21 protein-coding genes are annotated in these 26,076 nt (G+C 61.4%); 9 read left to right on the top strand and 12 right to left on the bottom strand.

All coding sequences use genetic code 11. From position 1 onward, the window contains the following. Positions 1–10: 10 nt before the first annotated feature. Both QB905_RS09735 and QB905_RS09740 read right to left on the bottom strand, forming a co-directional pair. Complete coding sequence (locus QB905_RS09735; RefSeq protein ID WP_282974749.1) at positions 11–1,990, bottom strand: M1 family metallopeptidase; 1,980 nt, start codon at positions 1,988–1,990, stop codon at positions 11–13. Positions 1,991–2,131: 141 nt separating this feature from the next. Further along, on the bottom strand, positions 2,132–3,895 hold the full coding sequence (locus QB905_RS09740; RefSeq protein ID WP_282974751.1) for a DEAD/DEAH box helicase: 1,764 nt from the start codon (positions 3,893–3,895) through the stop codon (positions 2,132–2,134). A 660-nt stretch (positions 3,896–4,555) separates the two neighbouring features. Here QB905_RS09740 and QB905_RS09745 point away from each other — a divergent pair. From QB905_RS09745 to QB905_RS09755, 3 genes are all read left to right on the top strand, one after another. Further along, positions 4,556–5,041 (top strand): hypothetical protein, encoded by a 486-nt coding sequence (locus QB905_RS09745; RefSeq protein WP_282974753.1) that lies wholly within the window; start codon positions 4,556–4,558, stop codon positions 5,039–5,041. 74 nt (positions 5,042–5,115) lie between these two features. Beyond that, the gene (gene moaB / locus QB905_RS09750) at positions 5,116–5,685 is read left to right on the top strand and encodes a molybdenum cofactor biosynthesis protein B (RefSeq protein ID WP_282974755.1); all 570 of its coding nucleotides are present in this window, start codon (positions 5,116–5,118) and stop codon (positions 5,683–5,685) included. After that, positions 5,685–6,911, top strand: coding sequence for a molybdopterin molybdotransferase MoeA (locus tag QB905_RS09755; RefSeq protein ID WP_282974757.1), 1,227 nt, complete (start codon positions 5,685–5,687; stop codon positions 6,909–6,911). The genes moaB and QB905_RS09755 overlap by 1 nt, the downstream gene beginning before the upstream one ends. Positions 6,912–6,955: 44 nt before the next feature. Here QB905_RS09755 and QB905_RS09760 read toward each other — a convergent pair whose 3' ends face one another. Continuing rightward, positions 6,956–7,954 (bottom strand): sugar kinase, encoded by a 999-nt coding sequence (locus QB905_RS09760; RefSeq protein ID WP_282974758.1) that lies wholly within the window; start codon positions 7,952–7,954, stop codon positions 6,956–6,958. 272 nt (positions 7,955–8,226) lie between these two features. Then, on the bottom strand, positions 8,227–10,149 hold the full coding sequence (serA, locus tag QB905_RS15325) for a phosphoglycerate dehydrogenase (RefSeq protein ID WP_282974760.1): 1,923 nt from the start codon (positions 10,147–10,149) through the stop codon (positions 8,227–8,229). Between the two features lie 208 nt (positions 10,150–10,357). On the opposite strand from serA, the gene QB905_RS09770 reads away from it, so the two are divergent. Further along, positions 10,358–11,260: an Hsp33 family molecular chaperone gene (locus tag QB905_RS09770; RefSeq protein ID WP_282974762.1), complete on the top strand. Its 903-nt coding sequence runs from the start codon at positions 10,358–10,360 to the stop codon at positions 11,258–11,260. Between the two features lie 24 nt (positions 11,261–11,284). On the opposite strand, the gene phoB is transcribed toward QB905_RS09770, so the two are convergent. The 5 genes from phoB to proB all read right to left on the bottom strand — a co-directional run bounded on the left by phoB (position 11,285) and on the right by proB (position 17,312). Next, on the bottom strand, positions 11,285–11,974 hold the full coding sequence (phoB, locus tag QB905_RS09775; RefSeq protein WP_282974765.1) for a phosphate regulon transcriptional regulator PhoB: 690 nt from the start codon (positions 11,972–11,974) through the stop codon (positions 11,285–11,287). A 79-nt stretch (positions 11,975–12,053) separates the two neighbouring features. Continuing rightward, positions 12,054–12,749: a phosphate signaling complex protein PhoU gene (gene phoU, locus QB905_RS09780; protein ID WP_282975612.1), complete on the bottom strand. Its 696-nt coding sequence runs from the start codon at positions 12,747–12,749 to the stop codon at positions 12,054–12,056. A 145-nt stretch (positions 12,750–12,894) separates the two neighbouring features. Then, positions 12,895–14,460 (bottom strand): sensor histidine kinase, encoded by a 1,566-nt coding sequence (locus tag QB905_RS09785; protein WP_282974767.1) that lies wholly within the window; start codon positions 14,458–14,460, stop codon positions 12,895–12,897. 98 nt (positions 14,461–14,558) lie between these two features. Next, positions 14,559–15,836, bottom strand: coding sequence for a glutamate-5-semialdehyde dehydrogenase (locus tag QB905_RS09790; protein WP_282974769.1), 1,278 nt, complete (start codon positions 15,834–15,836; stop codon positions 14,559–14,561). Between the two features lie 333 nt (positions 15,837–16,169). After that, positions 16,170–17,312, bottom strand: coding sequence for a glutamate 5-kinase (gene proB / locus QB905_RS09795; RefSeq protein WP_282974771.1), 1,143 nt, complete (start codon positions 17,310–17,312; stop codon positions 16,170–16,172). 151 nt (positions 17,313–17,463) lie between these two features. Here proB and thrC point away from each other — a divergent pair, with 151 nt between their 5' ends. Beyond that, complete coding sequence (gene thrC, locus QB905_RS09800; protein ID WP_282974772.1) at positions 17,464–18,870, top strand: threonine synthase; 1,407 nt, start codon at positions 17,464–17,466, stop codon at positions 18,868–18,870. A 95-nt stretch (positions 18,871–18,965) separates the two neighbouring features. Further along, on the top strand, positions 18,966–20,519 hold the full coding sequence (locus QB905_RS09805; RefSeq protein ID WP_282974774.1) for a hypothetical protein: 1,554 nt from the start codon (positions 18,966–18,968) through the stop codon (positions 20,517–20,519). On the opposite strand, the gene thrB is transcribed toward QB905_RS09805, so the two are convergent. Beyond that, positions 20,516–21,487, bottom strand: a complete 972-nt coding sequence (thrB, locus tag QB905_RS09810; protein ID WP_282974776.1) for a homoserine kinase — start codon at positions 21,485–21,487, stop codon at positions 20,516–20,518. The two genes, QB905_RS09805 and thrB, sit on opposite strands and share 4 nt — an antisense overlap. Before the next feature lie 134 nt (positions 21,488–21,621). After that, the gene (locus tag QB905_RS09815) at positions 21,622–21,873 is read right to left on the bottom strand and encodes a GlsB/YeaQ/YmgE family stress response membrane protein (protein ID WP_461781782.1); all 252 of its coding nucleotides are present in this window, start codon (positions 21,871–21,873) and stop codon (positions 21,622–21,624) included. 326 nt (positions 21,874–22,199) lie between these two features. On the opposite strand from QB905_RS09815, the gene QB905_RS09820 reads away from it, so the two are divergent. Continuing rightward, positions 22,200–23,189, top strand: coding sequence for a cysteine synthase A (locus tag QB905_RS09820; protein WP_282974779.1), 990 nt, complete (start codon positions 22,200–22,202; stop codon positions 23,187–23,189). Positions 23,190–23,280: 91 nt separating this feature from the next. Here QB905_RS09820 and gcvA read toward each other — a convergent pair whose 3' ends face one another. After that, positions 23,281–24,243, bottom strand: a complete 963-nt coding sequence (gene gcvA / locus QB905_RS09825) for a transcriptional regulator GcvA (RefSeq protein ID WP_282974781.1) — start codon at positions 24,241–24,243, stop codon at positions 23,281–23,283. A 106-nt stretch (positions 24,244–24,349) separates the two neighbouring features. Here gcvA and QB905_RS09830 point away from each other — a divergent pair, with 106 nt between their 5' ends. Both QB905_RS09830 and QB905_RS09835 read left to right on the top strand, forming a co-directional pair. Further along, on the top strand, positions 24,350–25,438 hold the full coding sequence (locus tag QB905_RS09830) for an NAD(P)/FAD-dependent oxidoreductase (protein WP_282974782.1): 1,089 nt from the start codon (positions 24,350–24,352) through the stop codon (positions 25,436–25,438). Positions 25,439–25,538: 100 nt separating this feature from the next. Further along, on the top strand, positions 25,539–26,060 hold the full coding sequence (locus QB905_RS09835; protein ID WP_282974783.1) for a YcxB family protein: 522 nt from the start codon (positions 25,539–25,541) through the stop codon (positions 26,058–26,060). Positions 26,061–26,076: the final 16 nt, after the last annotated feature.

Consider the following 26,076-nt stretch of genomic DNA (forward strand, 5'->3'; position numbering starts at 1 on the left):
TGATCCGCGCTTACGGCATCAGTTTTTCAACACTGGCGCGCGTGATCTGGTGATAGCCCGGCCTGGCTTCGGCATAGGTCTTTTTCGCCATATCGACGCCCCAGTCCGCCTGCGCCAGCAACGCCTTATAGAGCGGCATGACATATTTCAGACGGCCCTGCGCGATCAGGAAATCGTGCAAAACGGGCATGGCGGGCAGATAATGATGCTGCACGGCCAGCATCAGCCAGTCGAACAGGATGTCGTCATTATGGCTTTCGGTAAAGGCAAACGCTTTGTCGAGCGCCGCCATCTGATCAAGGCTCAAGGTGTCGGGCAGTTGCGTCAGGAAATACTGCCATTGTGGCGATGTCCAGTCGGTGGTGACGAGATCGTCCGGGGCCGTGCCGTTCATAAAGGCATCGGCCTGCGCCTTCACCTGATCGAGCAGGCGCGAGGTCGGTGCCACGGCATTATCGGGCAGGCCCTTATCGTAAAGCCACTGGCGAATCTTCAGCGATTTTTCGAGATTGGCGTCATTGTGCAGCAGGTTTTCGCGCAGATCGACCACAAAGGCATCGGTGGTCATGCTGTGGAAGGCATAGCGCTGAAAATAGCCCTTCAGATAGGCATCGAGCCGGGCGCGTCCGAAATGGGCCTCCAGCATCCGCAGGAAGGCCGCGCCCTTTTGATAGGGAATGTCGCTGACATAGTCTTCAGGATTGACGCCGCTGAGATCGGGATGCAGGCGCGTGAAATCGCCGTGGTTTGATTCACTCAGCTCCTTCAGCGTGGCCTGCAAATCCTGCCAGCCCAGCACCCTTTGCATATCGGCGCGATCCTTGCCGTACACCGCCTCCATGATGCGGTTTTCCGCATAGGTGGTGAAACCCTCATTGAGCCAGAAATCTTCCCAGGTGGCATTGCTGACCAGATTGCCCGACCACGAATGGGCCAGTTCATGCGCCACCACCGATACCAAAGAGCGGTCGCCCGTCAGGACGGTGGGGGTCACGAAGGTCAGGGTCGGGTTTTCCATGCCGCCATAGGGGAAGGACGGCGGCAGAACCAGCACATCATAGCGACCCCACGGATAGGGGCCATACAGCTTTTCAGCGGCATCCAGCATGGCCTGCATATCGGCGAATTCATAGGCCGCCTTGTCGAGCACGGCGCGCTCGGCATAGACGCCGGTGTTGCGGCCCTCAGATTTAAAGCCGATGTCGCCAATGGCCAGGGCGATCAGATAGGGTGCCACCGGCTTGTCCATATCGAAGCGGAAGGCGCGCAGCGAAGGATGGCCATCCACCGGCTCGCCCTTCGGCGTCAGCCGGTCGCCCCCCATCACCGCCACCAGATTGGACGGCACGACGATACGCGCCGTATAGGTCTGGCGGATGGCGGGCGAATCCTGCGTCGGGATCCAGCTTCTGGTGTTGATCTCCTCGCCCTGGCTGAACAGGAAGGGCAGCTTCTTACCGGCGGTCTGGGCCGGATCGAGCCATTGCAGGGCCGTGCCGCCCGCTTCGGTGGCGTAACGCACCACCACGGTCTGCGCGCCCTGCGGCAGTTCGATGGTCAGAGGGCGGCCCATTATCTCATTGCCCTTGCCGAGCGTGTATTTCAGCGGCGCACCGGCGGCATCCGTCACATCCTGAATATCGAGGGCGCGTGTATCGAGGATCACCTGCTTGGCATTGGCCTCGGTCACCAGGGTCAGGGTGGCGGTGCCCTCCAGGGTTTTCTTGGCAAAGTCCGCCGTCAGGTCGAGATCGACATTCTTGACGCGCGCCTCCTGCGGCCGCGCCCACGAATGATCATCGAGCGTGCGCGCCACCATAGCCATCGGATCATTATTCTGCGCATTTTTGGCGGTGCAGCCCGTCATAACGAAAAGCGCGATCAGGATCAGTCCGAACAGGACGAGGCTCGCCGGAGCGGTGAATCCGGCCACGCTGAAACGGATCCCGGCGAAGGCTGTCGTGCGGGCGGCCGGTTGGGCGGCTTTCATCTGGGGCGGAATCCTGGTTAAAACGCGTGCGCGGCTATTTAAGGGCAAACCACCTCATCACACAACCGTGAAAATGGCGCAAAGGCCCGCCGATGGTCGCCATCGGCGGGCCTTTGCTGCTTTTCAGATTTTAAGCGCAGATCAGGCGCGCGAACGACGCTTGAACTGGGCACCTTCCGAACGCGGCTTGGGCGGTTCGGAATAGTGGGTCGCGCGATCACCGCCGAAGCCACCCTTGCCCATGCCGCCCTTGGACGCATTGTCCTTGCGGCCGTGGGCGGGCTTGCCGCGCGGCTTGACCTTAACGGGCTGGCCATCGACGTGCGAGCGGGCCGGACGGTCATCACGGCGATCATCACGATTAAAGGCTGCGGGGGCGCGCGAAGGCTCAGCGCTACGCGCCTTGAAAGGCTTTTTCGCCTTCTGGTCGGGGCGCAGCGTATCGAGCGCGCCGCGTTCCGTGGCCATCGGATCATAACGTTCACCCGCCGGGCGCTCATTGCGCTCACCGAACGGCTTGCCGCCCGGCTTGCCTGCATAGGGCTTGCCAGCAAAAGACGGACGGCCCGCGGCATGATCGGGGCGGTTACGGCCGCGCTTATGGACGAATTCGGCGTCCGGGTCGGAATGGCGCGCTTCGGGATTCGGGCCACGGCCACGACCGGAACCGGGACGCGGATCGCCCTTCTTGCGGTGTTCGGGCAGGCGGTCGGGCGTCGAGGGCTTTTCGGTATTGCCCGAAGCCAGAATGGCCTCGTCGAGCAGTTTCAGCGCATTGTCCTTGCGGCGGTCGAACGACGGAATGCGCTGGCGCGTGACGCGCTCGATGTCTTTCAGCAGACGGCGTTCATCATCGGCGCACAGGGTGATCGACACGCCCGATTTACCGGCGCGCGCTGTGCGGCCGATGCGGTGGACATAGGCTTCGGCCACGTTGGGCAGCTCGTAATTGATGACGTGCGACACGGCATCAACATCGATACCGCGCGCGGCGATGTCGGTGGCGACCAGCGCGCGCACCTTACCGGCGCGGAAGGCTTGCAGGGCGCGTTCGCGCTGGCTTTGATTCTTGTCGCCGTGGATGGCGGCGGCTTCGACGCCACCGGCCTGCAAATAGGCGGCGACGCGGTCAGCCGAACGCTTGGTGCGGGTAAAGACCAGGGTGCGGTCGAGCTTGGCTTCGGCATAAAGCTCGCTGAGCAGAGCACGCTTGCACTGGGCTTCGATGAAGATGACGCTCTGCTCAACGCGCTCCGCCGTGGTGGCTTCGGGCGTGACCTCGACCTTTTTCGGATCGGTCAGCAGTTCCGAGGCCAGAACACCGGCCTCCTTCGGCATGGTGGCCGAGAAGAACAGGTTCTGGCGCTTGTGCGGCAGGCGGGCGGCAATCTGGCGGATCGGCTTGACGAAGCCCAGATCGAGCATCTGGTCGGCTTCGTCGAGCACGAAGAAACCGACGCCGCGCAGATCGACGCTCTTTTGTTCGATATGGTCGATCAGGCGACCGGGCGTGGCCACCAGAATATCGAGACCGGCATTGAGCGCCTTATATTGCGGGCCGTATTTGACGCCGCCATAGATGGTGGCGATCGACAGGCCCAGGCCATGCGAATAGGTTTTGAAGCTTTCGGCGATCTGCGAGGCCAGTTCGCGCGTCGGCGACAGAACCAGCACGCGGGCGGTCTTCGGCGCCGGAATCTGGCGGTTGGTCAGGATATGTTGCAGGATCGGCAGGGCGAAGGCCGCCGTCTTGCCGGTGCCGGTCTGGGCGATGCCCAGCAGGTCGTGTCCGGCCAGCAAATGGGGGATAGCCTGGGCCTGAATCGGCGTCGGCGTTGTATAGCCCTGCTTTTCGAGGGTCATCAGAAGGGTGGGCGACAGGCCCAGGTCTTTAAAGTGCGTCACGCAAGGACAGCTTTCTACAGAACGGCGTACACAGACGCCGCGCCCGTCTCCGGTCAGCGGAGGGGCGATGAATGGGCGAAGCGTTCGCGTGACACGGTTCGGATGACATAGACAGGCCATCATGAAAGACGGCCTTGAGTGCTGGCGATATGCACCCGCCATTCAGCGGGCATATCTCACGCGGCCAGCGGCGCCTCGGAGGAAGCGCTTTATATTTTTCGCAACTGCGAAGGGCGCTACATGCACCCAAGTGCAGAGAAAGTCAAGAGTGGTAATATAGTATAAACGTCTCTTTTAAAAACTGACTTCGCGGTCACAATATCACAACGGTTTGTAAACCAAGGCCCGCTAAACTGAACACAGGCGTCGCCTTCAGGCGGCCAGCGGACGAAGATTCGCCTGCCGACCCCAGCCGTGCCTGACAAAAAGGTCGGGCAAAAAAATCAGGGCAAAAAAGCCCGAAAAAGTGCCGTTTCAGTAATCCAGCTTATAAGTATCAGCGTATCCCCTATTGGCCGATTTTGCGGTCGATCGCTTAGAGCGCTTTTCGATCTGATAGACTCAAGATCGGCGCTCTCAGTTTTGTTTTATCGCTCTTCCTTATCCAAAAAGTGGAGCCACTTTTTGGGGAAACGTTCTAATTGCAGGGTACAGACCGCCATGACCACGCCTTTCCGCCGCCCCGTTTCCGTTCCCGGCCAGCCCGCTTCCGGCCAGTCCGCTTTCGGCCAGCAGGCAGACAAGGTTGAAATCATCATGCCCGATCAATATGCTGACCGCCGCGCCGAACCGCGTTTCGTCTGCGATGATCGCGGCGCGCTGCTATTGCTGGCCGAGAACAAGACCGTACCCTGCCGCATCCTCGATCAGAGCGCTTCGGGGGCGCGCGTGGCGATGGAAAACCTGACCGAAATCCCGGCGGAAATCTGGCTGCTCGATCTCGACACCCATACGGTCAGGCGCGGCACGGCGGCCTGGAGCATGGCCAACCGCATGGGGTTGAAGTTCAACTTCGTGCAAGGCCTGAAACCCGGCGAACCGCGCCCGGCCAAGGTGCCGCAGGGCGTGTTCGACGCCTGGCTGCGCCTCAGCAATGCGCCAGACCCAAAGGGCGAAGACGACAGCGACACCCTTTATTTCGATTGATAAAAGGCAATGGCTTGAGCGCCGCTGCCGCAGGCGCTACATCTGCCTCTCAGCATCGGGATGAAGAGGCGATCATGACGGCGATCACGGATAAGGACAGGCTCTGGCTCGGCGGCGGGCGCATCGACGAAGACCGCGCCTTCAAACCGGTCAACATCGCCGTCCTGACCATTTCCGACACGCGCGACGCAGACAGTGACACATCCGGCGATGTGCTGGCGGCGCGCATCGAAGCCGCCGGTCACCATCTGGCGGGCCGCGCCATTGTGCGCGACGACATTGAGGCCATCCGCTCTCAGGTGAAGGCCTGGGTGAAAAGTGGCGGGATCGACGCCATTGTTTCCACCGGCGGCACCGGCATTACGGGCCGCGATGTCACGCCCGAAGCGGTTGAGCCGATCCTTTCCAAGCGCATCGAAGGTTTTTCGACCCTCTTTCACATGCTCAGCTATCAGACGGTCGGCCTGTCCACCCTGCAATCGCGCGCTCTGGCCGGGATCATCGATGGCGTCTTCATCTTCTGCCTGCCCGGTTCGAACGGGGCGGTGAAGGACGGCTGGGACAAGGTGATCCGCTGGCAGCTCGACAGCCGCCACGGCCCCTGCAACATGGTGGAACTGATGCCCAGACTGAAAGAAGTCTGATGGGCCAGATGCTCACGATTGACGAGGCCATCGATCTGGTGCGCAAAGCCGCGCCGCTGATGCCCGAACAGGAGGTGGCGCTGCACAAGGCGGCGGGCCGCGTTCTGGCTGCACAGGTATTAGCCCGCCGCGATCAGCCGCCCTTTGCCGCCTCGGCGATGGATGGTTATGCGGTTGTGGCCGACAGCCTGACCCCCGACATCCCGCTGCTGCGCCTCATCGGTGAAAGTCAGGCGGGCCAGCGCTTTTCCGGCAAGGTGGGCGTGGGCGAGGCCGTGCGCATCTTCACCGGCGCGCCCGTGCCCGAAGGCGCCGACACCATCGTCATTCAGGAAAACACCGAACGCCATGATGACTGGCTGACCATCCTGCCCGATGGCCGCACCACCGCCCCGCGCCATATCCGTCCGGCGGGGCAGGATTTCCGCGCCGGCGAAGCCCTGCTTGAAACGGGCCTCAGGCTCGACGGCTGGCGGCTGGCGCTGGTGGCGGCGGCGGGTCTGGCCGAGGTCGCCGTGCGGCGCAGGCCCGAAGTGGTGATCTTATGCACCGGCAATGAACTGGTGCAACCCGGCGAAACGCCGAGGCCCGACCAGATTTTTGAGTCCGGCTCGCACGCCCTGATGGCCCTGATTACGGCCTGGGGCGGCAAGGCCAGCTTTGTCGGCGTGGCGGGCGATCATCTCAAGGGCCTGCACAAAGCGTTGAAAAAGATCATCAAAGAGGATGCGCCCGATCTGATCGTCACGGTCGGCGGGGCCAGTGTCGGTGATCTTGATCTGGTGCGTCCGGCGCTCGATAAGCTGGGCCTGGAACGCGCCTTCGACAGCGTGAAAGCGCGCCCCGGCAAGCCGACCTCGTTTGGCCAACTGGCGGGCGGCACGGCGGTTTTGTCCCTGCCCGGCAATCCGGCCTCAGCGCTCGTCATGGCGCAATTGCTGCTCAAAACCTGGCTGGAGGCGGCGCTTGGCATGAAGGCGGGGCCGCAATTCGTCAGTGCCGTGCTGCAAGGCCCCGTTTCGGCGGCCGGGCCGCGCGAAACCTTCCTGCGCGGCAGCCTGACCTCCTCCTTGCAGGGCCAGTTGCAGGTCAGGGCTTTCGCCGATCAGGATTCGTCGCTGGTCAGCGTGTTTGCCCAGGCCGATGCGCTGATCCGCCTGCCTGCTAATACCCCGCCGATGAGCGCCGGGGCGCGCGTCGAGGTGCTGCCGCTGGAAAGGCTGTAGGTTTTCACCACGGAAACGAAGTTCGTTTCCGTGGTGAATCTCGCTTACCGCCGCACGTCAAAGCCGCCATCGCTCAAAAAACCGTCGAGATCGGACGCCGTGGCCAGTGACAGATCACCGGGCTGGGCGTGTTTCAGGCAGCCATTGGCAATGCCGTAATCGAGCGCCTTCTGGTCGCTATTGCCGTGGATCAGCCCGTGCAGCACGCCTGCGGCAAAGGCGTCGCCGCCGCCGATACGGTCGATAATGCCAGCCACGTCGTACATGGCGGTTTCCAGCGTATCGTCGCGCGTGAACATCAAACCCGCCAGACGGTTATGGTCGGCGCTGACCTGTTCGCGGCGCGTGCAGACCAGACGCTTCAGGCGCGGCCAGGTCAGGAAACCATGATCGGCGGCGGCGCGCGCATCGGCGAATTTTTGCCCCGATACCAGCTCGATGTCGCGGTGACCGCCGAAGATCAGATCGGCCTCATTCATCAGTTGGCCGATCAGTTTCGGCGCATCACCGCCCCAGGCCTGCCAGAGCTTGGGCCGGTAATTGCAGTCGAACGACACGGATATGCCCTGCTTCTGCGCCGCCTGCATGGCGGTGAGCGCGGCGCGGAAACTGGCTTCGCCGAGCGCCGCCGTAATGCCCGACACATGCAGCCAGCAGGAGCCCGCAAGCGCGGCCTTCCAGTCAAAGGCGCTGAAATCGGCCTCGGCAAAGGCTGAGCCTGAGCGATCATAGACAATATCGGACGGGCGATGAATCGCCCCCGGCGTCAGGAAATAGAGCCCCATCCGGCCGTGCGCAAAGGCCACCTGCGCCGTATCGACGCCCCAGCGGCGCAGTTCGTTGCGCGCAGCAATGCCGAGCGGATTTTCCGGCACCACGCTGATCATGCGCGTGGCATGGCCCAGCCGGGCCAGGCCGACGCAGACATTGGCCTCGGCCCCGCCGACATGCAGGGCGAGATCGGGCAGGGTTTCCAACTGGCGGCCTTCAGTGGCGCTCAGACGGATCAGCAGTTCGCCAAAGGCGGTGAAGTCGGTCGGCATGGCATGTTTCCCTTTTCGGGTTTTTTAGAGCGGTCTGCATTCTGATTGAATCGGTCAAAGGCATGCAACCCGCTCTACATTTTACGTTTTTCCGCATCTCGCATTCAATTTGTAAGTCAAATTAAACGCTCGTTGCTCTAGTGCGCCGGAGCGGGAATGAGAAGCTGCTTTGGTGTTCCGGTCGCGGAAACTACCCCACCACCACATCTCAGGCGTCACCATGTACGGTGACGCCCTCGTGCGGCCCCCCTCCCCTGCGATCTGGGGAGGAGCTAAATCAGCGAACGGAACTTCAGCGTACCACCCACCGCCTTCAGCTCTTCGAGCGCTTCCTTCGGATAGCCGCGATCGACATCGACGATGACATAGCCGAGGCTTTCATTGGTTTTCAGGTGCTGGGCCAGCACATTGAGATCATACTTGGCCATGATGGCGTTAATCGCGGCCATGACGCCCGGCACGTTCTGATGCAGGTGTAAGAAGCGATGGCGGCCCTGCACTTCCGATAGCTGGACGTGCGGCATATTGACCGAGAAGGTGGTGTCGCCGCGATTGAGGAAGTTGAGCAGACGTTCCGAGGCGAACTGGCCGATGGCTTCCTGCGCCTCTTCGGTCGAACCGCCGATATGCGGCGTCAGGATGAGGTTTTTCAGGCCCATCAGCTTTGACTCAAACGGATCGTCATTGGTGCGCGGCTCTTCGGGGAAGACATCGACCGCCGCGCCATACAGCTTGCTCGAGTCGAGCGCTTTCGCCAGCGCATCAATATCGACGACATGGCCGCGCGACAGGTTGATGAACAGGGCATTGTCCTTCATGCGGGCAAACTGCGCCGCACCGAACATATTCTTGTTTTCCGGGCGGCCATCGACGTGCAGGCTGACCACATCGGCCTCGGCCAGCATGGCGTCGAGCGAGCGATAACGGCGCGCATTGCCGAGCGTCAGTTTTTCGGCCAGATCATAATAGATGACGCGCATCCCGAAGGCTTCGGCCAGAATCGACAATTGCGAACCGATGGCGCCATAGCCGATAATGCCGAGCGTCTTGCCGCGCACTTCGTGGGCGCCGGTGGCCGACTTGTCCCACTTGCCCTGGTGCATGGCCACCGACTTGTCAGGGATGCTGCGCGTCAGCATGACGGTCAGGCCCATCACCATCTCCACCACCGAGCGCGTATTGGAATAGGGGGCGTTGAAAACGGCGATGCCCTTTTCCGAACAGCCCTTCAGATCGATCTGATTGGTGCCGATGCAAAACGCGCCGACCGCCATCAGCTTGTCAGCGTGGTCGAGCACCTTCTTCGTCAGATTGGTTTTGGAGCGCAGGCCCAGCACATGCACGCCCTGAATGGCCTCGATCAGCGCATCCTCGTCGAGCGCGCCCTTGACGGTGGTGACATCATAGCCTTCTTCGCGGAAGGCGCGGATGCCGTCGGGGTGGATGTTTTCGAGCAGCAGCACCTTCAGCATCGAGCGCGGGAAGGAATAGCGGCCCTCATAGCCCTCGGCGTGCAAAACCTCATCGAACGAAGCGGCGACATGGGTGGAAACGCCATCGACCGCGCCGACGACGCGCGGGCGCGCCACGTTTTCGGTGAAGGCGTAAAAGCGTGTCGCCGCCCCGCCCTGATAGACTTCGTAATCGGTCCAGCCATCGCCGATCATCACGATGTCGCCCGACAGGCCAAGCTGGCGCACAGCCGCGATCTTGCCGCCGTCCTGCGACAGGGAATTGGCCTGATCGACGCCGGTGGCCACGCCATCGGCATTGAACAGCAGGCGGTTGGCCAGCACATATTCGGCCTCGATGCCCAGTTCGGCTACCACGGGATCGATAAATTCGTGAAAACCGCCTGAAATGATGCGAAACTTGCCGGGATTTGCCGTGAAAACCGCCTTATTGCGTTCGATCGAGGCCGTGATGCGGCCCTTCAGCACCTCGATCAGCGAGGCAATATCCTCGCGCGTCGGTTTCAGGATCTGCACGCGGCGTTGCAGGGCGTCGGCGAAGCTGATCTCGCCCGACATGGCCTGATCGGTCAGGGCCTTGATGCCGGCCACATCGGCCTGACGGGCCGGATCGGCCGCCGACAGCAACTCGGCCAGCACGTCGAGCGCCTCGACCTGTGTGAAGGTCGAGTCGAAATCGAGCACCAGTGTGGCGTGGTTCGGAGCGGAGAAGCTTGCATTCATGTCGGTCACGCCTATCTTAGGCAGCGGCCGCGCTCAACGATGACGGCGACCGTCGCCCTGTTCTGAATTTGTGATTGCCGATAGGCCAAAAGTGCCCGCCGCACAACCCGCCACGGTCATTTATTATGGCGCGGCGGCAGCGAATTCTTTAAGAGGGGCGCAAATCCCGAATAGCTAAAGTCCCATCCGTCCTCCTCCGTGTGTTTTTATGTCCGAAATCGAATATCCATTTGAAGATTATTCCGCCCGTTTCGTCATCGAAACCCATCCGGTGCATGGCCGTCTGGTGCGCATCGGCGATACGCTCGACCAGATCCTGAAAGCGCATGATTATCCTGACCTGATCGCCGGATTGCTGGGCGAGGCCTGCGTGCTGGCCGTGCTGGTCGGTTCGTCGCTGAAGTTCGAGGGACGGCTGATCATGCAGGCGCAGGGCGATGGGCCGGTGCGTTACGTGGTGGCCGATTACGATACGCGCGGCGGTTTGCGCGGTTTCTGCCGCTTCGACGCCGGTGAGCTGGAGGCGCTGGTCGCCGCCCATGAAGGCAGCTTCGTGCGCCCCGGCGCGAAAGACCTGCTGGGCAAGGGCACCTTCATCATGACGCTCGATCCCGAAAACCAGATGGATCGCTATCAGGGCGTCACGCCTATTGAGGGCGAAAGCCTGGCCCTGTGCGCCGAACACTATTTCGCCCAGTCCGAACAGGTGCCTACCCAGGTCAAGCTGGCCGTCGCCGAAGTGAACGGGCCGGACGGGCCGAAATGGCGCGCCGCCGGCGCCATGATTCAGGCCATAGCCGGTGACCAGACGCGCGGCGAAACCAAGGAATCGTTCGATCATATCCGCGCCCTGTTCGCCACATTGGGCGAGGACGAACTGACCGATTTCGACCTGACCGCCGATAAGCTCCTGTACCGGCTGTTCCACGAAGACGGCGTACGGCTGGCCCCGGCCAAGCCGGTTTTCCGCCTGTGCCGCTGCTCGCAGGAACGGGTCGAAGATCTGGTTCTGTCGTTTTCCGAGGACGAGCAAAGGGAGATGCGCGAGGCCGATGGCCGGGTGCATATCACCTGCGAATATTGCTCGAAGACGTTTTACGTCGAGGGCTGATACACCAGACGGGCAGCGAGGTTCTTAACCTTGCAGGTCGAGGGAATAACCCGCCGAGCGCACCGTGCGGATCGGGTCGAAATCGTCGCGGTCATTGAGCGCCTTGCGCAGGCGGCCGATATGGACATCGACGGTACGCGCCTCGACATAGACATCATTGCCCCAGACGGCGTCGAGCAGTTGTTCGCGTGAAAAGACGCGCCTCGGATACTGCATCAGATAATCGAGCAGCTTGTATTCAGTAGGGCCTAAGTGAATATCGCGGCCGGCGCGCTGCACGCGATGCGACAGGCGGTCAACGATGATCTCGCCAAACTCGGCGCGGTCTTCCGACAGGGCCGGGCGGATGCGGCGCAGGACGGCGCGGATGCGCGCCATCAGTTCGGTCATCGAAAACGGCTTGACCACATAGTCGTCGGCGCCGGTATCGAGACCGCGGATACGGTCGCTTTCTTCCGAACGCGCCGTCAGCATAACGATGGGCAGATTGCGCGAGGCGGGCACCTGACGCAGGCGGCGGCACACTTCTATGCCCGACACCTTGGGCATCATCCAGTCGCAGACCAGAAGATCGGGCTGACGCTCCTTGACCATGACCAGCGCCTCGTCGCCATCGGTGGCAATGCCAACCTCATAGCCTTCTTTTTCGAGATTATAGCTGAGCAGGGTCGCCAGAGCGTCTTCGTCTTCGGCGATGATGATGTAGGGCTTCATGCAGGGCTTCCAGCTTGGTATTTGGCAAGGGCGACTGCCCGCCGCCGCTGACGCGGCGAGCCTCGCGGCCTTTGAGCGGTTAAGACGGCGACAGCGTATCGCCCTTGGGACGATCCTCGACATAGTCTTCGCCGGTCAGCTCGTAATGGATATGCTCGGCCATATTGGTGGCGTGGTCGCCGATCCGTTCGAGATTCTTGGCCATGAACAGAAGATGGGTGCAGGCCGAAATCATGCGCGGATCGCCCATCATATAGGTCAGCAGTTCGCGGAACATGGCGTTGTAATGCTCGTCCACCTCGGTATCGGAGGTCCAGACGCTTTGCGCCAGATCGATCTTGCCGCCCTTATAGGCGTCGAGCACATCGCGCAGGCGCGACGACACCAGCTTGCCCATGCGCTCGATCGAGCGCGTCAGCGGGGCCATCGGCTCGGCTTCGGAAATGACGATGGCGCGCTTGGAAATGTTCTTGGCCAGGTCGCCGATGCGCTCCAGCGAGGTGGCGATCTTCATGGCCGCCACGGTCTTGCGCAGATCGTCGGCCATCGGCTGGCGCAGGGCGATCAGGCGGATGCACTTGCGCTCGACATCCTTTTCCAGTTCGTCGAGGCGGTGATCGCGCGCCACGACACTCTGGGCCAGCGCCACATCGCGGCGGGCTACGGCCTCAACAGCGTCGGCCACCTGTGCCTCGGCCAGGCCGCCCATCAGAACGACCTCTGCCGATAACTGGTCGAGTTCGTCGCCATAGGTTTTGACGATATGCGGATTCATGTTCAGGGCCACCGTTTGTCCTCGAAATTCAGGGTTACAAGACGCCGGATAAGCGTCGCCATAATCCCGGATCATAGCCCACATACGGGCATTCTGTGACAGTTTTATAATGACAGGGCTGATGAACCCTTAAAATTATGACAGTTCAGCCCGCATCCTTGAATTCGCCAGCCGCGCCCTTTCTTTCGTCTTCCACCACGAGGCGCGGCACGGGCTGGCCGACCCCGTAAGCGCCCTTTTGCGGCAGCCACACCGAAAAGGCCGTATAGGTGGCGGGCGGCGCGGCGGGCAGGCTGGCTATATGGCTGTCCGCAGCCCCGCCTTTGGGCGCAGGCGGCGTGCGTTCGAGATGGGCCAGATCCTCATCGCTGAAACCATTGGCGCCGATGCTTTCGACCGCCAGTCCGCCGCGATGGCGGTTGACGATGTGCTTGACGATGGCCAGACCCAGCCCCGTGCCCAGCCGGTCGCCCGATTTCTGGCCCTCGACACGGTAGAAGCGTTCGGCCAGTCGCGGCAGGTGTTCGCGGCGGATGCCGGGGCCCTGATCGCGGATGGTGATGCAGGCATAATAGTCGTGCATATTGCGGTCGGGCCGCAGCAGAACCAGACGCGCCGCCTGCGGTTCGCACGGCGTGGCCGCGTCCTGAAGCCGCATGTCGAAGCGCACCTTCACACTGACCTCGCTGCCAATGGGAGCATATTTCAGGGCATTATCGACGAGATTCTGCACCACCTGCACGATCTGATCGCGTTCGCCGGTAATCGGATAAAGACCGGGGCGCGGACTTTCCAGCTTCAGCCGCACCTTCTTCTGCTGGGCGATCACGGTCAGGCTGTCCACCACGTCGCTGACGGCCAGCACCAGATCGGTTTCGCCCGCAGGCGGCACATGCTCGTTCATCTCGATGCGCGACAGGGACAAAAGATCATTGATCAGCCGCCCCATGCGCTCGGCCTGAGCCGCCATGATCGGCAGGAATTTCTCCCGCGCCATCTCGTCGTCACGCGCCGGGCCGCGCAGGGTTTCGATAAAGCCGCTGATCGAGGCCAGCGGCGTGCGCAGTTCGTGGCTGGCATTGGCCAGAAAATCGGCGCGCATCTTTTCCATGCGGCGCACATCGGTTTCATCGCGGATCACCACCACGGCCAGACGCTGAAAACTGGCCTCACCTTTCATGGCGCCATCGACCGGCAGGGGAGCGGCGAAGGCCCGCCAGAAGCGATCACGCGCGCCGCCATTGGTGTCGAAATCGACGCTGCCGGTCAGGCCGCCGAACAGGGCTTCATCGACGCATTCCAGCACTTCGGGATTGCGGATGGCGCTGACCAGACTGCCGCCTTCGCCGCGAATCTGAAACGTGGCCTGCGCCGCCGCATTGGCGAACACGATCCAGCGCGCGGCGATGTCGTCCGGCTCATAACCGGCCACCACCATGACCGGCTCAGGCAGGGCGCGCAGCACCTCCTGAAAGCTCGGCCCCTGCGGCTGCACCTTGACCAGCTTTTCCGGCGCCTTCAGCGCGGCGATGCGATCTTCGGCGTCCGACGCCTGCACCACCGAACGGAACAGGGTGTAGGCGATCACCAGCAGGGCCACATAAACAATGAACGGCTGCAACTCGGCCACAAAAGCCATAGCGATCAGCACGGCCACGCCGATGACCGTGCTGAAGGGGATCACGTCCCAAAGAGAGCGCCGCTTCGTCATGAAGGCCCTTGTCGGTTTACGCATAATGTTCAGAGAACAGCGTCATTAACCTGATACGGCGAAGATTGTGTGACGGGATCGTAAAGGGCCGGTTAAGTTTACGGCCGCACCTGACCATCGCCGCGCACCACATATTTGAAGGTGGTGAGCTGCTCGACCCCCACCGGGCCGCGCGCGTGCAGGCGGTCGGTGGAAATGCCGATTTCCGCGCCGAAACCGAACTCGCCGCCATCGGCATATTGCGTCGAGGCATTCCAGATCACGATGGCCGAATCGACCTCATTGAGGAAGGTTTCGGCAGCTTGCGCATCCTCGGTGATGATGGCTTCGGTATGGCCCGAACCATAGGTCTGGATATGGTTGATGGCCTCGGCTTCGTTCGCCACCACGCGCACCGACAGGATGGGCAGCAGATATTCGGTGCGCCAGTCCTCTTCGGTAGCCGGCTTCATCGAGGCGACGATAGCACGCGCCGCATCGTCGCCGCGCAGTTCGCAACCCTTCGCTTCCAGCGCCGCCGCAATGTCGGGCAGCAGGGTTTGCGCCACCGCCTCGTCGATCAGCAGGGTTTCGGTGGCCCCGCATACCGAGACGCGGCGCATCTTGGCATTGACGACGATCTCGACCGCTTTTTTGGCATCAGCGGCAGCGTGGACATAGGTGTGGTTCAGCCCTTCGAGATGGGCCAGAACCGCCACGCGCGCCTCGCGCTGCACGCGCTCGACCAGTGAGCGCCCGCCGCGCGGAATGATCAGATTGATGGTGCGCTCAAGCCCGCCTAAGATCAGGCCCACGGCGTCGCGGTCGGAGGTCGGCACCAGTTGCACGCAAGATGCGGGCAGACCCGCCGCCCGGAAGCCGTCCTCAAAGGCCGCATAGATGGCCAGGGCCGAATTGAGCGCTTCCGAACCGGTGCGCAAAATGGCGGCGTTCGACGAGCGGATGCACAGGGCGGCGGCATCCGCGGTGACGTTGGGGCGGCTTTCATAGATGATGGCGATCACGCCAATCGGCGTGGTGACGCGGGCGATGTCGAGCCCATTGGGCCGCGTCCAGCGCGCCAGTTCGCGCCCGACCGGATCGGCCAGAGCCGCGACCTCTTCAAGGCCCTTGGCCATCGCCTCGACGCGCGCCGGATTAAGGATCAGGCGTTCGATCATGGCGTCGGTCAGGCCCTTATTGCGGGCAAAGGCCTGATCTTTTTCATTGGCGGCCAGAATTTCGGCTTCACGCGCCCGGATGGCTTTGGCGGCCTCGACAATGGCTTTCGTGCGCACATCTGGCCCGGCCAGACGCAGGGCTTCGGCCCCGGCCCTGGCTTTTTCCGCCATGCCGGTCATCAATTGCTGTAATGATAAGGCGCTCTGGTCGTCCATGTCGAAATCCTTGTTACGCCGCGACTATATAGCGCAAAATCAGGAAAATACGAGATGTTCCGTGTGAATATCGTTTGTTGTCATACCTCCCCACCTTTGGTGGGGAGGGGGACCGCGAGCCAACACAAGACTTCACCGCGCAAAGAAAGGCTCGTGGTGGTGGGGTTCTTCACTGACTTTCTGAAAATTAGAGAAGCAAAAACCCCCACCACCGCATCTCAGCCGCTTTGCGGCTTCGTGCGGTTCCCCTCCCCGGCAAGCCGGGGAGGTATAAGAAGAATTTTTGAATGTAATCAGAGTCGCTTCGGCATGATGAGTTTCTGAATGCGCCCCCTACACCAAAGCCATATCGTCACGATGGATCACTTCATCGCCGGACGTGTAGCCCAGTATCCCCTCAATCTCCTGGCTGCCGTGGCCGCGAATGCTGAGAATGGCTTCGGACGAATAGGTGACGATGCCGCGCGCGATTTCCGTGCCCGCAGGCGTGATGATCGATACGCTGTCGCCTTTTTCAAACGTGCCCGTCACCTCGACAATGCCTGAGGGCAGAAGCGATTTTCCATTACGCAGCGCCTTTACCGCGCCGTCGTCAAGCCTCAGCTTACCCGCCGGTTCCACCGTGCCGGCGATCCACGCCTTATAGGCGGCGCTCAAACTGGCCTGCGGCAGGAACAGCGTGTGTTTGCCCATCCGGGTCAGGGGGTGGGCAATGTCACCAAAGGCGATCAGGGTGGCGCAGCCCGCCGATCCGGCGATTTTGGCGGCGGCGATCTTGGTGGCCATGCCGCCCGTGCCGACGCCCGCCGCGAGATTGGCGCCGCCCGCCATCGCCTCAATCGACGCATCCAGCTTTTCGACCACGGCCATATGCTGCGCATCCGGGTTGCGGCGTGGATCGTCCGTGTACAGACCATCAATATCGGACAACAGCACCAGCGCCTCGGCCCGCACCAGTTGCGCGGCGCGCGCCGCTAATCTGTCATTGTCGCCATAACGGATTTCTTCGGTCACCACCGTGTCGTTTTCATTGACGATGGGCACGCAATCGAGGCCCAGCAGGGTGTCGATGGTGGCGCGGGCATTGAGCCAGCGGCGGCGTTTTTCGGTGTCTTCGCGCGTCAGCAAAACCTGCGCGGTTTTCAGGCCCACGGCGGCAAAGGCGGCGTCCCACGCGCTCATCAGCTTGGGCTGACCGGCGGCGGCGGCGGCCTGTTTTTCATCGAGTTTCAGCTTTTTGCGCGTGAGGCCGAGATAGCGCCGCCCCAGAGCCACCGCACCCGACGACACCAGCACGACGGCTTTTCCTTGCGCATGGAGCGCATCAATGTCGGTGGCCAGACCGCGCATCCAGCCATCGCGCGTGTCACCCGAAGCGGCATCGACCACCAGGGCCGATCCGACCTTGATCGTGACGCGCGTGGCGGTGCGCAAAACGTCCGGCAGGCCCAGCGGCGAATTTACGGTATCCGACATCTAAAGACTTTTCCTGACCGGCATAAAATGTTAGGGCGCGCTTTGAAAACTATCGCGCTTTTACCGGCAAAGGCCGAAGCTGCGCAAGCTGCAATCAGCCATGCGGGGCCTTAAGCTGTCTCAGAGCCCCGTCACAGGAAATGGTCATAACATGAACTATATCGGCACAAGAGGCTTTCACGAACCGCGTAGCTTTGCAGGCGCGCTGCTCGATGGCTTAGCCCCCGATGGCGGGCTCTATGTACCGCAAACCTATCCGAAGCCCGGTTTCGACCTGGCCGCCAGCGCGGCGGGCGATTATGGCGCGCTGACCGAAAACCTGCTCAATCTGTTCGGCGTCGATGTGCTGGGGGCTGAGGCGGTCAAACTGGCGGCGGCGCGCACCAAGGCGGCCTTTCTGCGTGACGGTCAGACGCCGCTGACCCAGCTTGACGACAATCTGTGGCTGCTCGAACTTTATCACGGCCCGACGCTCGCCTTCAAAGACATGGCGATGCAGATGATCGCGCCGCTCACCGACGCGGCCCTGGCGCAGAACGGCGAAAAACTGACTCTGGTGACGGCCACGTCGGGCGATACAGGGGCCGCCGCTGTGCGCGCCTTTGCGGGATCAAAGCACGTCCGGCTGGTGGTCTTCCATCCGCTCGGCCGTGTGTCGCCGGTGCAGCGTTTGCAGATGACGACGGTGGAGGCCGATAATGTGCTCAATGTCGGCGTCGAGGGCGATTTCGACGACTGCCAGCGCATCGTCAAGCGCCTGCTCGGCGAAGCGAGTTTGAAAGAACGCGGCCTGATTTCCAGCGTCAATTCGATCAACTGGGGCCGTCTGCTGGGCCAGACGCCCTATTATCTGGCCGCGGCAGCAGCCAGCGGCGCGGATAAGCCCGATTTCGTGGTGCCGACCGGCAATTTCGGCGATGCGTTTGCGGGCTGGGTGGCGCGCAGGATCGGCGGTAATGTCGGCGATCTGCACGCGGCGGTCAATTCCAATGACGCCCTGGCGATGGTGATCAATTCCGGCCACTATCTGCGCCGTCAGGCCGTGGAAACCGCCTCGGTGTCGATGGATGTGCAAGCCCCGTCCAATTTCGAGCGGCTGGTGTTTGAAGCCTCAGGCCGTCATGCGGCGGGCACGCAAAGCTTATTCAACGATTTCAACGCCACCGGTGATGTGCATCTGTCGCCCGATCTGCAAGCGTCTCTGCAAGCCGAGGTGAGCGCCAGCAAGGTCGATGAGGCCACCACCAAGGCGACGATCAAAACCGTTTATGAGCGCTATGGCAAGGTGATCTGCCCACACACGGCGGTGGCTGTGGCGGCGGCTTTTGAGCGCGGTTCGGCCTCAAGAAGCGAAGCGTCAGGCCAAAAATCTCATCAACCTCAAATCGCTCTGGCCACGGCCCATCCGGCCAAGTTTCCGGCTTTTGTCACCGATGCGCTCGGCTTCGCCCCCGAAGTGCCCGAAGCGATTGCCCGTCTGCACGGCCAGAAGGAAACCATTCAGGTCATTCGCAATGACGAATTCGCCGCGCTGGAAGTGGTCAAAAGTTTCGGTTAGGGCTTTCGGTTAAGCGTTTCATATCTGACATATTTCCCGCATAGTCTTGCCGGGATCGCTTGTTAAGCCTGCGACCTGATTATGGGAGCCTGTTCATGCGTCATCATCTCTATCTCGGCTGCGCCCTGCTGGCCCTGACGACTTTCGCACCTACAGCCTTCGCCCAGATGGGCGGCGGCATGGGCGGTGAGGGCATGGGTGGCCAAGGCATGGGCGGAGGAGGCCGGGGCGGTGGCGGTCATCATCGTGGCGGCGGCCAGTCGGGCGATGCGCAAAAAGATGCCCCCCCGATAAACGCCATGCCTGCGCCCCCGCCGCAATTGCCGGTAGCCATGCGTCTGACCGGCGTGGTCAATATTATCGGCGAAAGCAAGGCGGGCTCGGATGTGACGCTCAACAGCGACAAGCCCGATGTGTCGGTCATCTTCATCAGCCGCGGCGGCAGCCTCACCTTGAAAAACGCCACCCTGACCAGCCACAGCACGGTATCCCTGCTCGATGACAGCCGGGGCAGCGGCCTCAATTCGGCCCTGTTGCTCAATGAAGGCAGCAGCGCAACTCTAACCGGCGGCAGCATCACCACCACGGGCTCCGGCGGCAATGCCGCCTTCGTGGTCGGGCCGCAATCGCGCCTTGACCTGCAAAACCTCACCATCACCACCCGCGCCGGCAATGCTTACGGCGTCGAGGCCAGCGCCGGGGCGCAGTTGAACGCCACGGGGCTCACCATCCACACCGAAGGCGATCAGTCGCCCGCCATCGCCAGCCAGGGTGGCGCGCCGATGACCCTGTCCAGCCTGATCCTGCATACGATGGGCCCCAATTCACCGCTGGTACTGGCCGGTGGCGATATGACCGGCGACGGGCTGAAGGGCATGGCCGAACGTTCAGACGGTCTGGCTGTTGAGGGCGCGCACAAGATCAGCCTCAGCCATGCCGACCTGCAATCGGCCAACTATGCCGTTTCGGTATCCGGGGCCGAAACTCATGCCGGCGCGCCACGCGGCGCGGCGGGCCATGCGCACCCCGCCGGGGACGATCAGGACATGGACGGGCCGGATGCGCCTGCCGATGAGTCCACCGATCCCGATGCCGGCAAGGTGGTGCCGATTGACAAGCTGCTGATTCCCGCGCCCGATGCCGCCGTGCACCGTGCCGAGCTTGATCTTCACGACAGCCATCTGGCGGGCAGCGAAGCCGCGCTTCTGGTCAGCAATGCCCGCGCCCATATCGTGCTGACAGGGGTCACCCTCGACAGCCCCGTCATCCTGCGCGCCGCCGCCGGACAGGGGGGCGAACTGGGCCGCAATGGCGGCGAGGCCGAGCTGGAGCTGCACGGCGAAACCCTGACCGGCGATTTCGCCACCGATGTGATTTCAAGCATCCGTGTCAGCCTGCTCGACCAGTCGCACCTGACCGGCAAAACCACAACCAATACCGATGTAACGCTTGACGCGGGCAGCGACTGGATCCTGCCCGGCGACACCCATGTCGGCAAGCTGGTCATCACGGGCACGACCGCGCCCGATGCCATCAGCAATATCCAGTCGGGCGGCCACACCCTCTATTATGATCCGCACCGCAATCCGTGGCTGGCGCACAAGAGCTGGCCCCTGCCCGGTGGCGGTCAGCTCACACCGGACATCTAAACTGTGAAATAGGCGTGACCGTCGCCGATACTGCGATGATAATCGAGACGGCGATAGAAGGCTTCCGGGTCTTTCGGCTTCACCACCCATGACGGATCGTGGTTGAGCAGATCATAAAGCCGCGTCAGGGTAAAGCGCACCGCCGAGCCGCGCGCCAGCAGGGGCAGGGCGGCAATCTCGGCTGCGGATAAGGGACGCGCGGCGTGATAGGCGCTGATGAAGGCCGCGATCATATCGGGTTCGGCCTGCCCGCCCGGCGTAAAGCCCCAGGCATTGAGCGCCACGGCCAGATCATAGGCGAAGCTGTCGGTGCAGGCATAATAATAGTCGATGACGCCGGTGACGAGGCCGTCATCGCTCATCAGCACATTGTCGGGAAAATAATCGGCGTGGATCGCGCCTGAGGGCAGGTTCTGCGGCCAGCTTTCACGCAAGACCGCCAGTTCGGTGCGAAACTCAGCCAGAATATCAAGGGGGCGCGGCGAGGCGGTGGCCTTCGGTTCGCAGCGCGCGATCAGGTCTGGCCAGACCTGCGGCCCCATCGCATTGGCCTTGAAAACCGGAAAATCACCGCCCATCAGGTGCAGTTTCGCCAGATATTCACCGGCGGATGCGGCGTGGCGCGTATCGGGATTGCGCGGCCAGCGGCCCGGCAGCCATTTGATCAGGGCGCAGGGCTTGCCATTGATCTCACCCAGCGCCTGACCATCGCGCCTGAGCGCAGGCCCCGGTGCCGGATAGCCTTTTTGGTCGAGATAGAGGGTGTAGTCCATGAACCACGGCAGGTCATCGATGGGCGTGGCCGCCTCGAACAGGGTCAGGGCGTAAAGCCCGCTGGTGGTCTGCACCTTGAAATTGGTGTTGGAAACGCCTTCCTCAATGCCTTCGAGATGCACCAGTTCGCCGATGTCGTAGGCGCGCAGATAGTTGCGGGCGTCCTCCGGCGACACTTGTGTAAAGACGGCCATGAAAAAGATACCTCAGGAATTGGCTGCGCCCGCAGCGCCGATGCGCGGCTTAAAGCAGGAAAGCCTGCCATAGTCGAGACTATAGCAGGCTTTTTAGGCTTCGATAAAGCGGGCCGATTCCGGCAGGGCCGTCCTTAAACCGTCCGGTTGCGGTTAACCGCCCCGAACAGAAACAGAAGCACCACGGCGCCAAGCGTCGAGATCAGGATCGAACCGACAAAGCCGTAAAAGGCGATGCCCAGCAATCCGGCGATAAAACCGCCGATGACCGAGCCTAGCAGGCCGATGATCAGATTGCCGATCAGTCCGCCGCGTCCGCCGGTGATCATATGGGCCAGCCAGCCGGCAATGAGGCCGACCAACAGGGCGGCGATTAATCCATCCACATGCATAGCTTATCCTCCAGTAAGATTGAACCTGAGCCGAGGCTACATCCTTGCGGCGTAAAAAGGCGATACGCTTCCGAAACCGCGAATGATGGGGATGCAGAGCCTGCCGCACCCGGAGAAACACTAAATCACGCCATTAGAATCCATCGCTTGGGTTCGGCGGGCATTTTTGCTAGAGCGGTTTGCATTCTGATTGAACCGGTCAAAGGAATGCAACCCACTCTACATTTTACGTTTTTCCGCATCTCGCATTCAATTTGTAAGTCAAATTAAACGCTCGTTGCTCTAGCAAACTGCGGCTTTCCATCAAAAAGGACTCCGACATGCCCGACATCGCACCTTCCGTCGTCGATCTGATCGGCAATACGCCCCTGATCCGCCTCAAGATCGCCTCTGAAGAAACGGGCTGCGAGATTTACGGCAAGGCCGAATTTCTCAATCCGGGCCAGTCGATCAAGGATCGCGCCGCGCTGTGGATCATCCGCGCCCATGAAAAATCGGGCGCGCTGAAGCCCGGCGGCACGATCGTCGAAGGCACGGCGGGCAATACCGGTATCGGTCTGGCGATGGTGGCCAATGCGCTGGGCTATAAGGCCGTGATCGTAATCCCGCGCACCCAGGCGCAGGAAAAGAAGGACGCCATTCGCGCCTTCGGGGCCGAACTGATCGAGGTCGATGCCGCGCCCTATGCCAACCCCAATAATTATGTGCGCTATTCGGGCCGTCTGGCCGAGGAGATGGGCGCTGTCTGGGCTAATCAGTTCGATAACACCGCCAATCGTCAGGCCCATTTCGACAGCACCGCCCCGGAAATCTACCGCCAGACCGATGGCAAGCTCGATGGCTTCATCTGCGCCGTCGGTTCGGGCGGCACGCTGGGCGGCGTCAGCCTGTATATGAAAGCGCAAAATCCTGCCATCCATATCGGTCTGGCCGATCCTTATGGCGCGGCGCTCTACAGCTATTACACGACCGGCGAACTGAAATCGGAAGGCTCGTCCATCTCCGAAGGCATTGGTCAGGGCCGCATCACCGCCAATCTGGAAGGCATTACGGTCGACCGCAGCTACCGCGTGGCCGATGAGGAATGGCTGCCCCTGCTTTACCGTATGATCCGCGAAGAAGGCCTGTGCCTCGGCACCTCGGCGGCGCTCAATATTGTCGGCGCGATGAAGATGGCCCGCGACCTCGGGCCCGGCAAAACCATCGTCACCGTGCTGTGTGACTATGGCAACCGCTACGCCTCGAAAATCTTCAACCCGGAATTCCTCAAGGAAAAGGGTTTGCCCGTGCCGGAATGGCTTGCGGCCTGATCAAGTGACGTTTGCGCAAACAGTTTTGGCCCCTTCATCCTTCCCCGTTTACGGGGAAGGTGGCGGCGCGTCAGCGCTGACGGAAGGGGGATTAAATGTCCATTGCCGCGAAGACCGGGCGTTCGCCGGTGATCGCCGGGGCCGAACCGGCATCGGCGGCCTGTTCGCGCAGCCAGTCCATGAAACGCACCTGACCGGGGCTGGGATCGCGCGTCTGCGGCCAGACCAGATAATAACCGTATTGCAGGGGCGCATCCTGCTCATCGAACAGGACGCGCAGACGGCCCGCCGCCAGATCGGCCTCGGCAATCGTGCGCTTGGCCAGGGCGACGCCGCGACCGGCCACCGCGCCTTCGATCACCATCGACGACTGGTTGAAGCGCGGGCCGCGCGACGCATCGACGCCTTCAACGCCGTGCGCCTTCAGCCACATCGCCCAGTCGGGGCACGACGGATCAGTCTCGAAACCGACATCGTGCAGCAAAACATGGTGGGCCAGATCAGCCGGTTTTCGGATCGGCGCGGCGTCAAACAACAGCGGCGAGCAGACGGGCAGCACCGACTCGGTCAGCAAATGCTCGACATGCAGATTGGGATAATGGCCATTGCCGTAGCGCACGGCCAGATCAATATCGGACACGGCGAAATCGACAGGCGCCATGTCGGCGCTGACCCAGACATCAATATCCGGATTAGCGGCGCTAAAGTCATACAGGCGCGGCATCAGCCATTTGGCGGCAAAACTGGGTGCCGCCGACACGGTGACGCGGCCCTTGGTAACGCCCGATTTCATCAGCCGCGTGGCCTCGAACATCTTCTCGAAGGCTTCGCGCAGGATCGCCGCCGACGCCTTGCCCGCTTCGGACAGCACCACGCGGCGGCCATCGCGTACGAACAGCTCGACGCCGACATGCTCTTCCAGCAGGCGGATCTGCTGCGACACCGCGCCGGGGGTAACGAACAGCTCCTCGGCGGCCTGTTTGAAACTTTCATGCCGCGCGGCGGCTTCGAACACCCGAAGCGCCGACAACGGCGGCAGACGATCTCGTGACATGATCTACCCTTGAACTTCTCTCTTCACCGCGCCCTCTATAGCGCATTATCAGTTTAAAAAAACTAATCTTGCCTTAGGGCCAAGCGAAAATCCGGAGACTATCAAAATGACTGACGCCAATCCGCTGCACCAGATCGAGGCGCTTGAAGCGGGCCAGAGCTGGACCACCGACGTGGTGGTGATCGGCGCAGGGCCCGTGGGCCTGTTCAGCGTGTTCGAACTGGGCCTGCTCGACATCAAATGCCATCTCGTCGATATTCTCGACAAGGTAGGCGGGCAATGCGCCGAACTTTATCCCGAAAAACCGATCTATGATATTCCGGCCTGGCCGATCATTTCCGGCGACGACCTGACCAAGCGTTTGCTGGAGCAGATTCATCCGTTCGGCGCGAAATATCACCTGGGCGAAATGGCCGTGGCCATCCGCAAGCTGGAAGATGAAGACCTGTGGGAACTGACCACCGACCAGAAGACGGTGATCCGCGCCAAGTGCATCGTGGTGGCGGCGGGCGGCGGTTCATTCCAGCCGAAAAAGCCGCCCATCCCCGGTATTGACGGTTTTGAGAACCTCGGCGCGGGCAAGGGCGTCCATTATGCCGTGCGCAAGATGGACGCCTTCCGCGACAAGGAGATCGTCATTTCCGGCGGCGGCGATTCGGCGCTCGACTGGGTGCTGAATCTGCAACCGATCGCCAAAAAAGTGACGCTGATCCACCGCCGCGATGATTTCCGCGCCGCGCCGCACAGCGTGGCCAAGATGCGCGAACTGGTGGCCGAAGGTAAGATGGACCTCGTCATCGCTCAGGCCACGGCGCTGAAGGGCGAAACCTCGCACTATCTCGACGCCGTGCTGATCGAAGACGCCAATGGGGTGGAATCGGAACTGAAGGCCGACGCCTTCCTGCCCTTCTTCGGCCTGACCATGAAGCTGGGCCCTGTGGCCGAATTTGGCCTGAACCTACATGAAAACCTGATTCCGGTCGATACGGAAAAGTTTGAGACATCGACGCCGGGCATCTTCGCCATCGGCGACATCAACCACTATCCGGGCAAGCTGAAGCTGATCCTGTCGGGCTTCCACGAAGCCGCCCTGATGGCGCAAAAAGCCTTCCGCTATGTCTATCCCGACAAGAAGCTGCGTTTCCAATACACGACCTCGTCGTCGGAACTGCAAAAGAAGATGGGCGTGAAGTAATGGGGTTTGGGGCCTGTGGCCCCAAGTTATCAGCGCCCCTTCGTCATCGACGGAGGGGCGCTGTCATGATAATGCCTGTCTAAAATACCAGGAGGGGAAAATGATCGAATGGCAAACAACGCCGTATGTCCTGACGAAAGAGGAGTTTCTGGAATTTCAGAAATTTCATTCGCGCCAAGGCAAGACAAAACTTGCCAACCTGTATATTCGTTTACCGGTTTACGCACTCCTGCTCGGCCTGCTTGTGTGGGCAGGCATATTAGGCATCATAAGTTTTTGGGCGATATTGCCGTTGGTCGTAATTATTGTCGGATTTACCTTCTATTCTGGCTACACAAACAAAGTCGCATGGCAGCGCATACAGTCAGACCCTGCCTTCGGCTACCCTTCCACCGCACGTATCAACAAGGATGAGATCAACTGGGGCAATCACGCATCACAGGGAAATCGAACCTGGATAACAATCTATAAAATCGCCGAAACTGATAATGCGATCCTGATTTATATCCGTGAAAATATGGCGATCATTATTCCCAAACGCGCCTTTGCAACCTCCGATGAAGCCAGCGCATTTTTTCACAAGGCGATTGAGTTTCAGCAGGCTGCGCAATCCGTATTTTGATATTACACCAGCCTGC

It is taken from the genome of Asticcacaulis sp. EMRT-3 (assembly GCF_030027245.1).
Lineage (GTDB): Bacteria > Pseudomonadota > Alphaproteobacteria > Caulobacterales > Caulobacteraceae > Asticcacaulis.

What these genes read in the sequence shown, in the direction of transcription:
- QB905_RS09790 (WP_282974769.1), bottom strand. Translation starts at nt 15,836, where the DNA reads ATGGACGACCAGAGCGCCTTATCATTACAGCAATTGATGACCGGCATG.
- QB905_RS09830 (WP_282974782.1), top strand. Translation starts at nt 24,350, where the DNA reads ATGACTGACGCCAATCCGCTGCACCAGATCGAGGCGCTTGAAGCGGGC.
- QB905_RS09735 (WP_282974749.1), bottom strand. Translation starts at nt 1,990, where the DNA reads ATGAAAGCCGCCCAACCGGCCGCCCGCACGACAGCCTTCGCCGGGATC.
- thrC (WP_282974772.1), top strand. Translation starts at nt 17,464, where the DNA reads ATGAACTATATCGGCACAAGAGGCTTTCACGAACCGCGTAGCTTTGCA.
- QB905_RS09755 (WP_282974757.1), top strand. Translation starts at nt 5,685, where the DNA reads ATGGGCCAGATGCTCACGATTGACGAGGCCATCGATCTGGTGCGCAAA.
- QB905_RS09745 (WP_282974753.1), top strand. Translation starts at nt 4,556, where the DNA reads ATGACCACGCCTTTCCGCCGCCCCGTTTCCGTTCCCGGCCAGCCCGCT.
- phoU (WP_282975612.1), bottom strand. Translation starts at nt 12,749, where the DNA reads ATGAATCCGCATATCGTCAAAACCTATGGCGACGAACTCGACCAGTTA.
- serA (WP_282974760.1), bottom strand. Translation starts at nt 10,149, where the DNA reads ATGAATGCAAGCTTCTCCGCTCCGAACCACGCCACACTGGTGCTCGAT.
- QB905_RS09820 (WP_282974779.1), top strand. Translation starts at nt 22,200, where the DNA reads ATGCCCGACATCGCACCTTCCGTCGTCGATCTGATCGGCAATACGCCC.
- QB905_RS09805 (WP_282974774.1), top strand. Translation starts at nt 18,966, where the DNA reads ATGCGTCATCATCTCTATCTCGGCTGCGCCCTGCTGGCCCTGACGACT.
- gcvA (WP_282974781.1), bottom strand. Translation starts at nt 24,243, where the DNA reads ATGTCACGAGATCGTCTGCCGCCGTTGTCGGCGCTTCGGGTGTTCGAA.
- moaB (WP_282974755.1), top strand. Translation starts at nt 5,116, where the DNA reads ATGACGGCGATCACGGATAAGGACAGGCTCTGGCTCGGCGGCGGGCGC.
- QB905_RS09835 (WP_282974783.1), top strand. Translation starts at nt 25,539, where the DNA reads ATGATCGAATGGCAAACAACGCCGTATGTCCTGACGAAAGAGGAGTTT.
- QB905_RS09760 (WP_282974758.1), bottom strand. Translation starts at nt 7,954, where the DNA reads ATGCCGACCGACTTCACCGCCTTTGGCGAACTGCTGATCCGTCTGAGC.
- phoB (WP_282974765.1), bottom strand. Translation starts at nt 11,974, where the DNA reads ATGAAGCCCTACATCATCATCGCCGAAGACGAAGACGCTCTGGCGACC.
- thrB (WP_282974776.1), bottom strand. Translation starts at nt 21,487, where the DNA reads ATGGCCGTCTTTACACAAGTGTCGCCGGAGGACGCCCGCAACTATCTG.
- proB (WP_282974771.1), bottom strand. Translation starts at nt 17,312, where the DNA reads ATGTCGGATACCGTAAATTCGCCGCTGGGCCTGCCGGACGTTTTGCGC.
- QB905_RS09770 (WP_282974762.1), top strand. Translation starts at nt 10,358, where the DNA reads ATGTCCGAAATCGAATATCCATTTGAAGATTATTCCGCCCGTTTCGTC.
- QB905_RS09785 (WP_282974767.1), bottom strand. Translation starts at nt 14,460, where the DNA reads ATGACGAAGCGGCGCTCTCTTTGGGACGTGATCCCCTTCAGCACGGTC.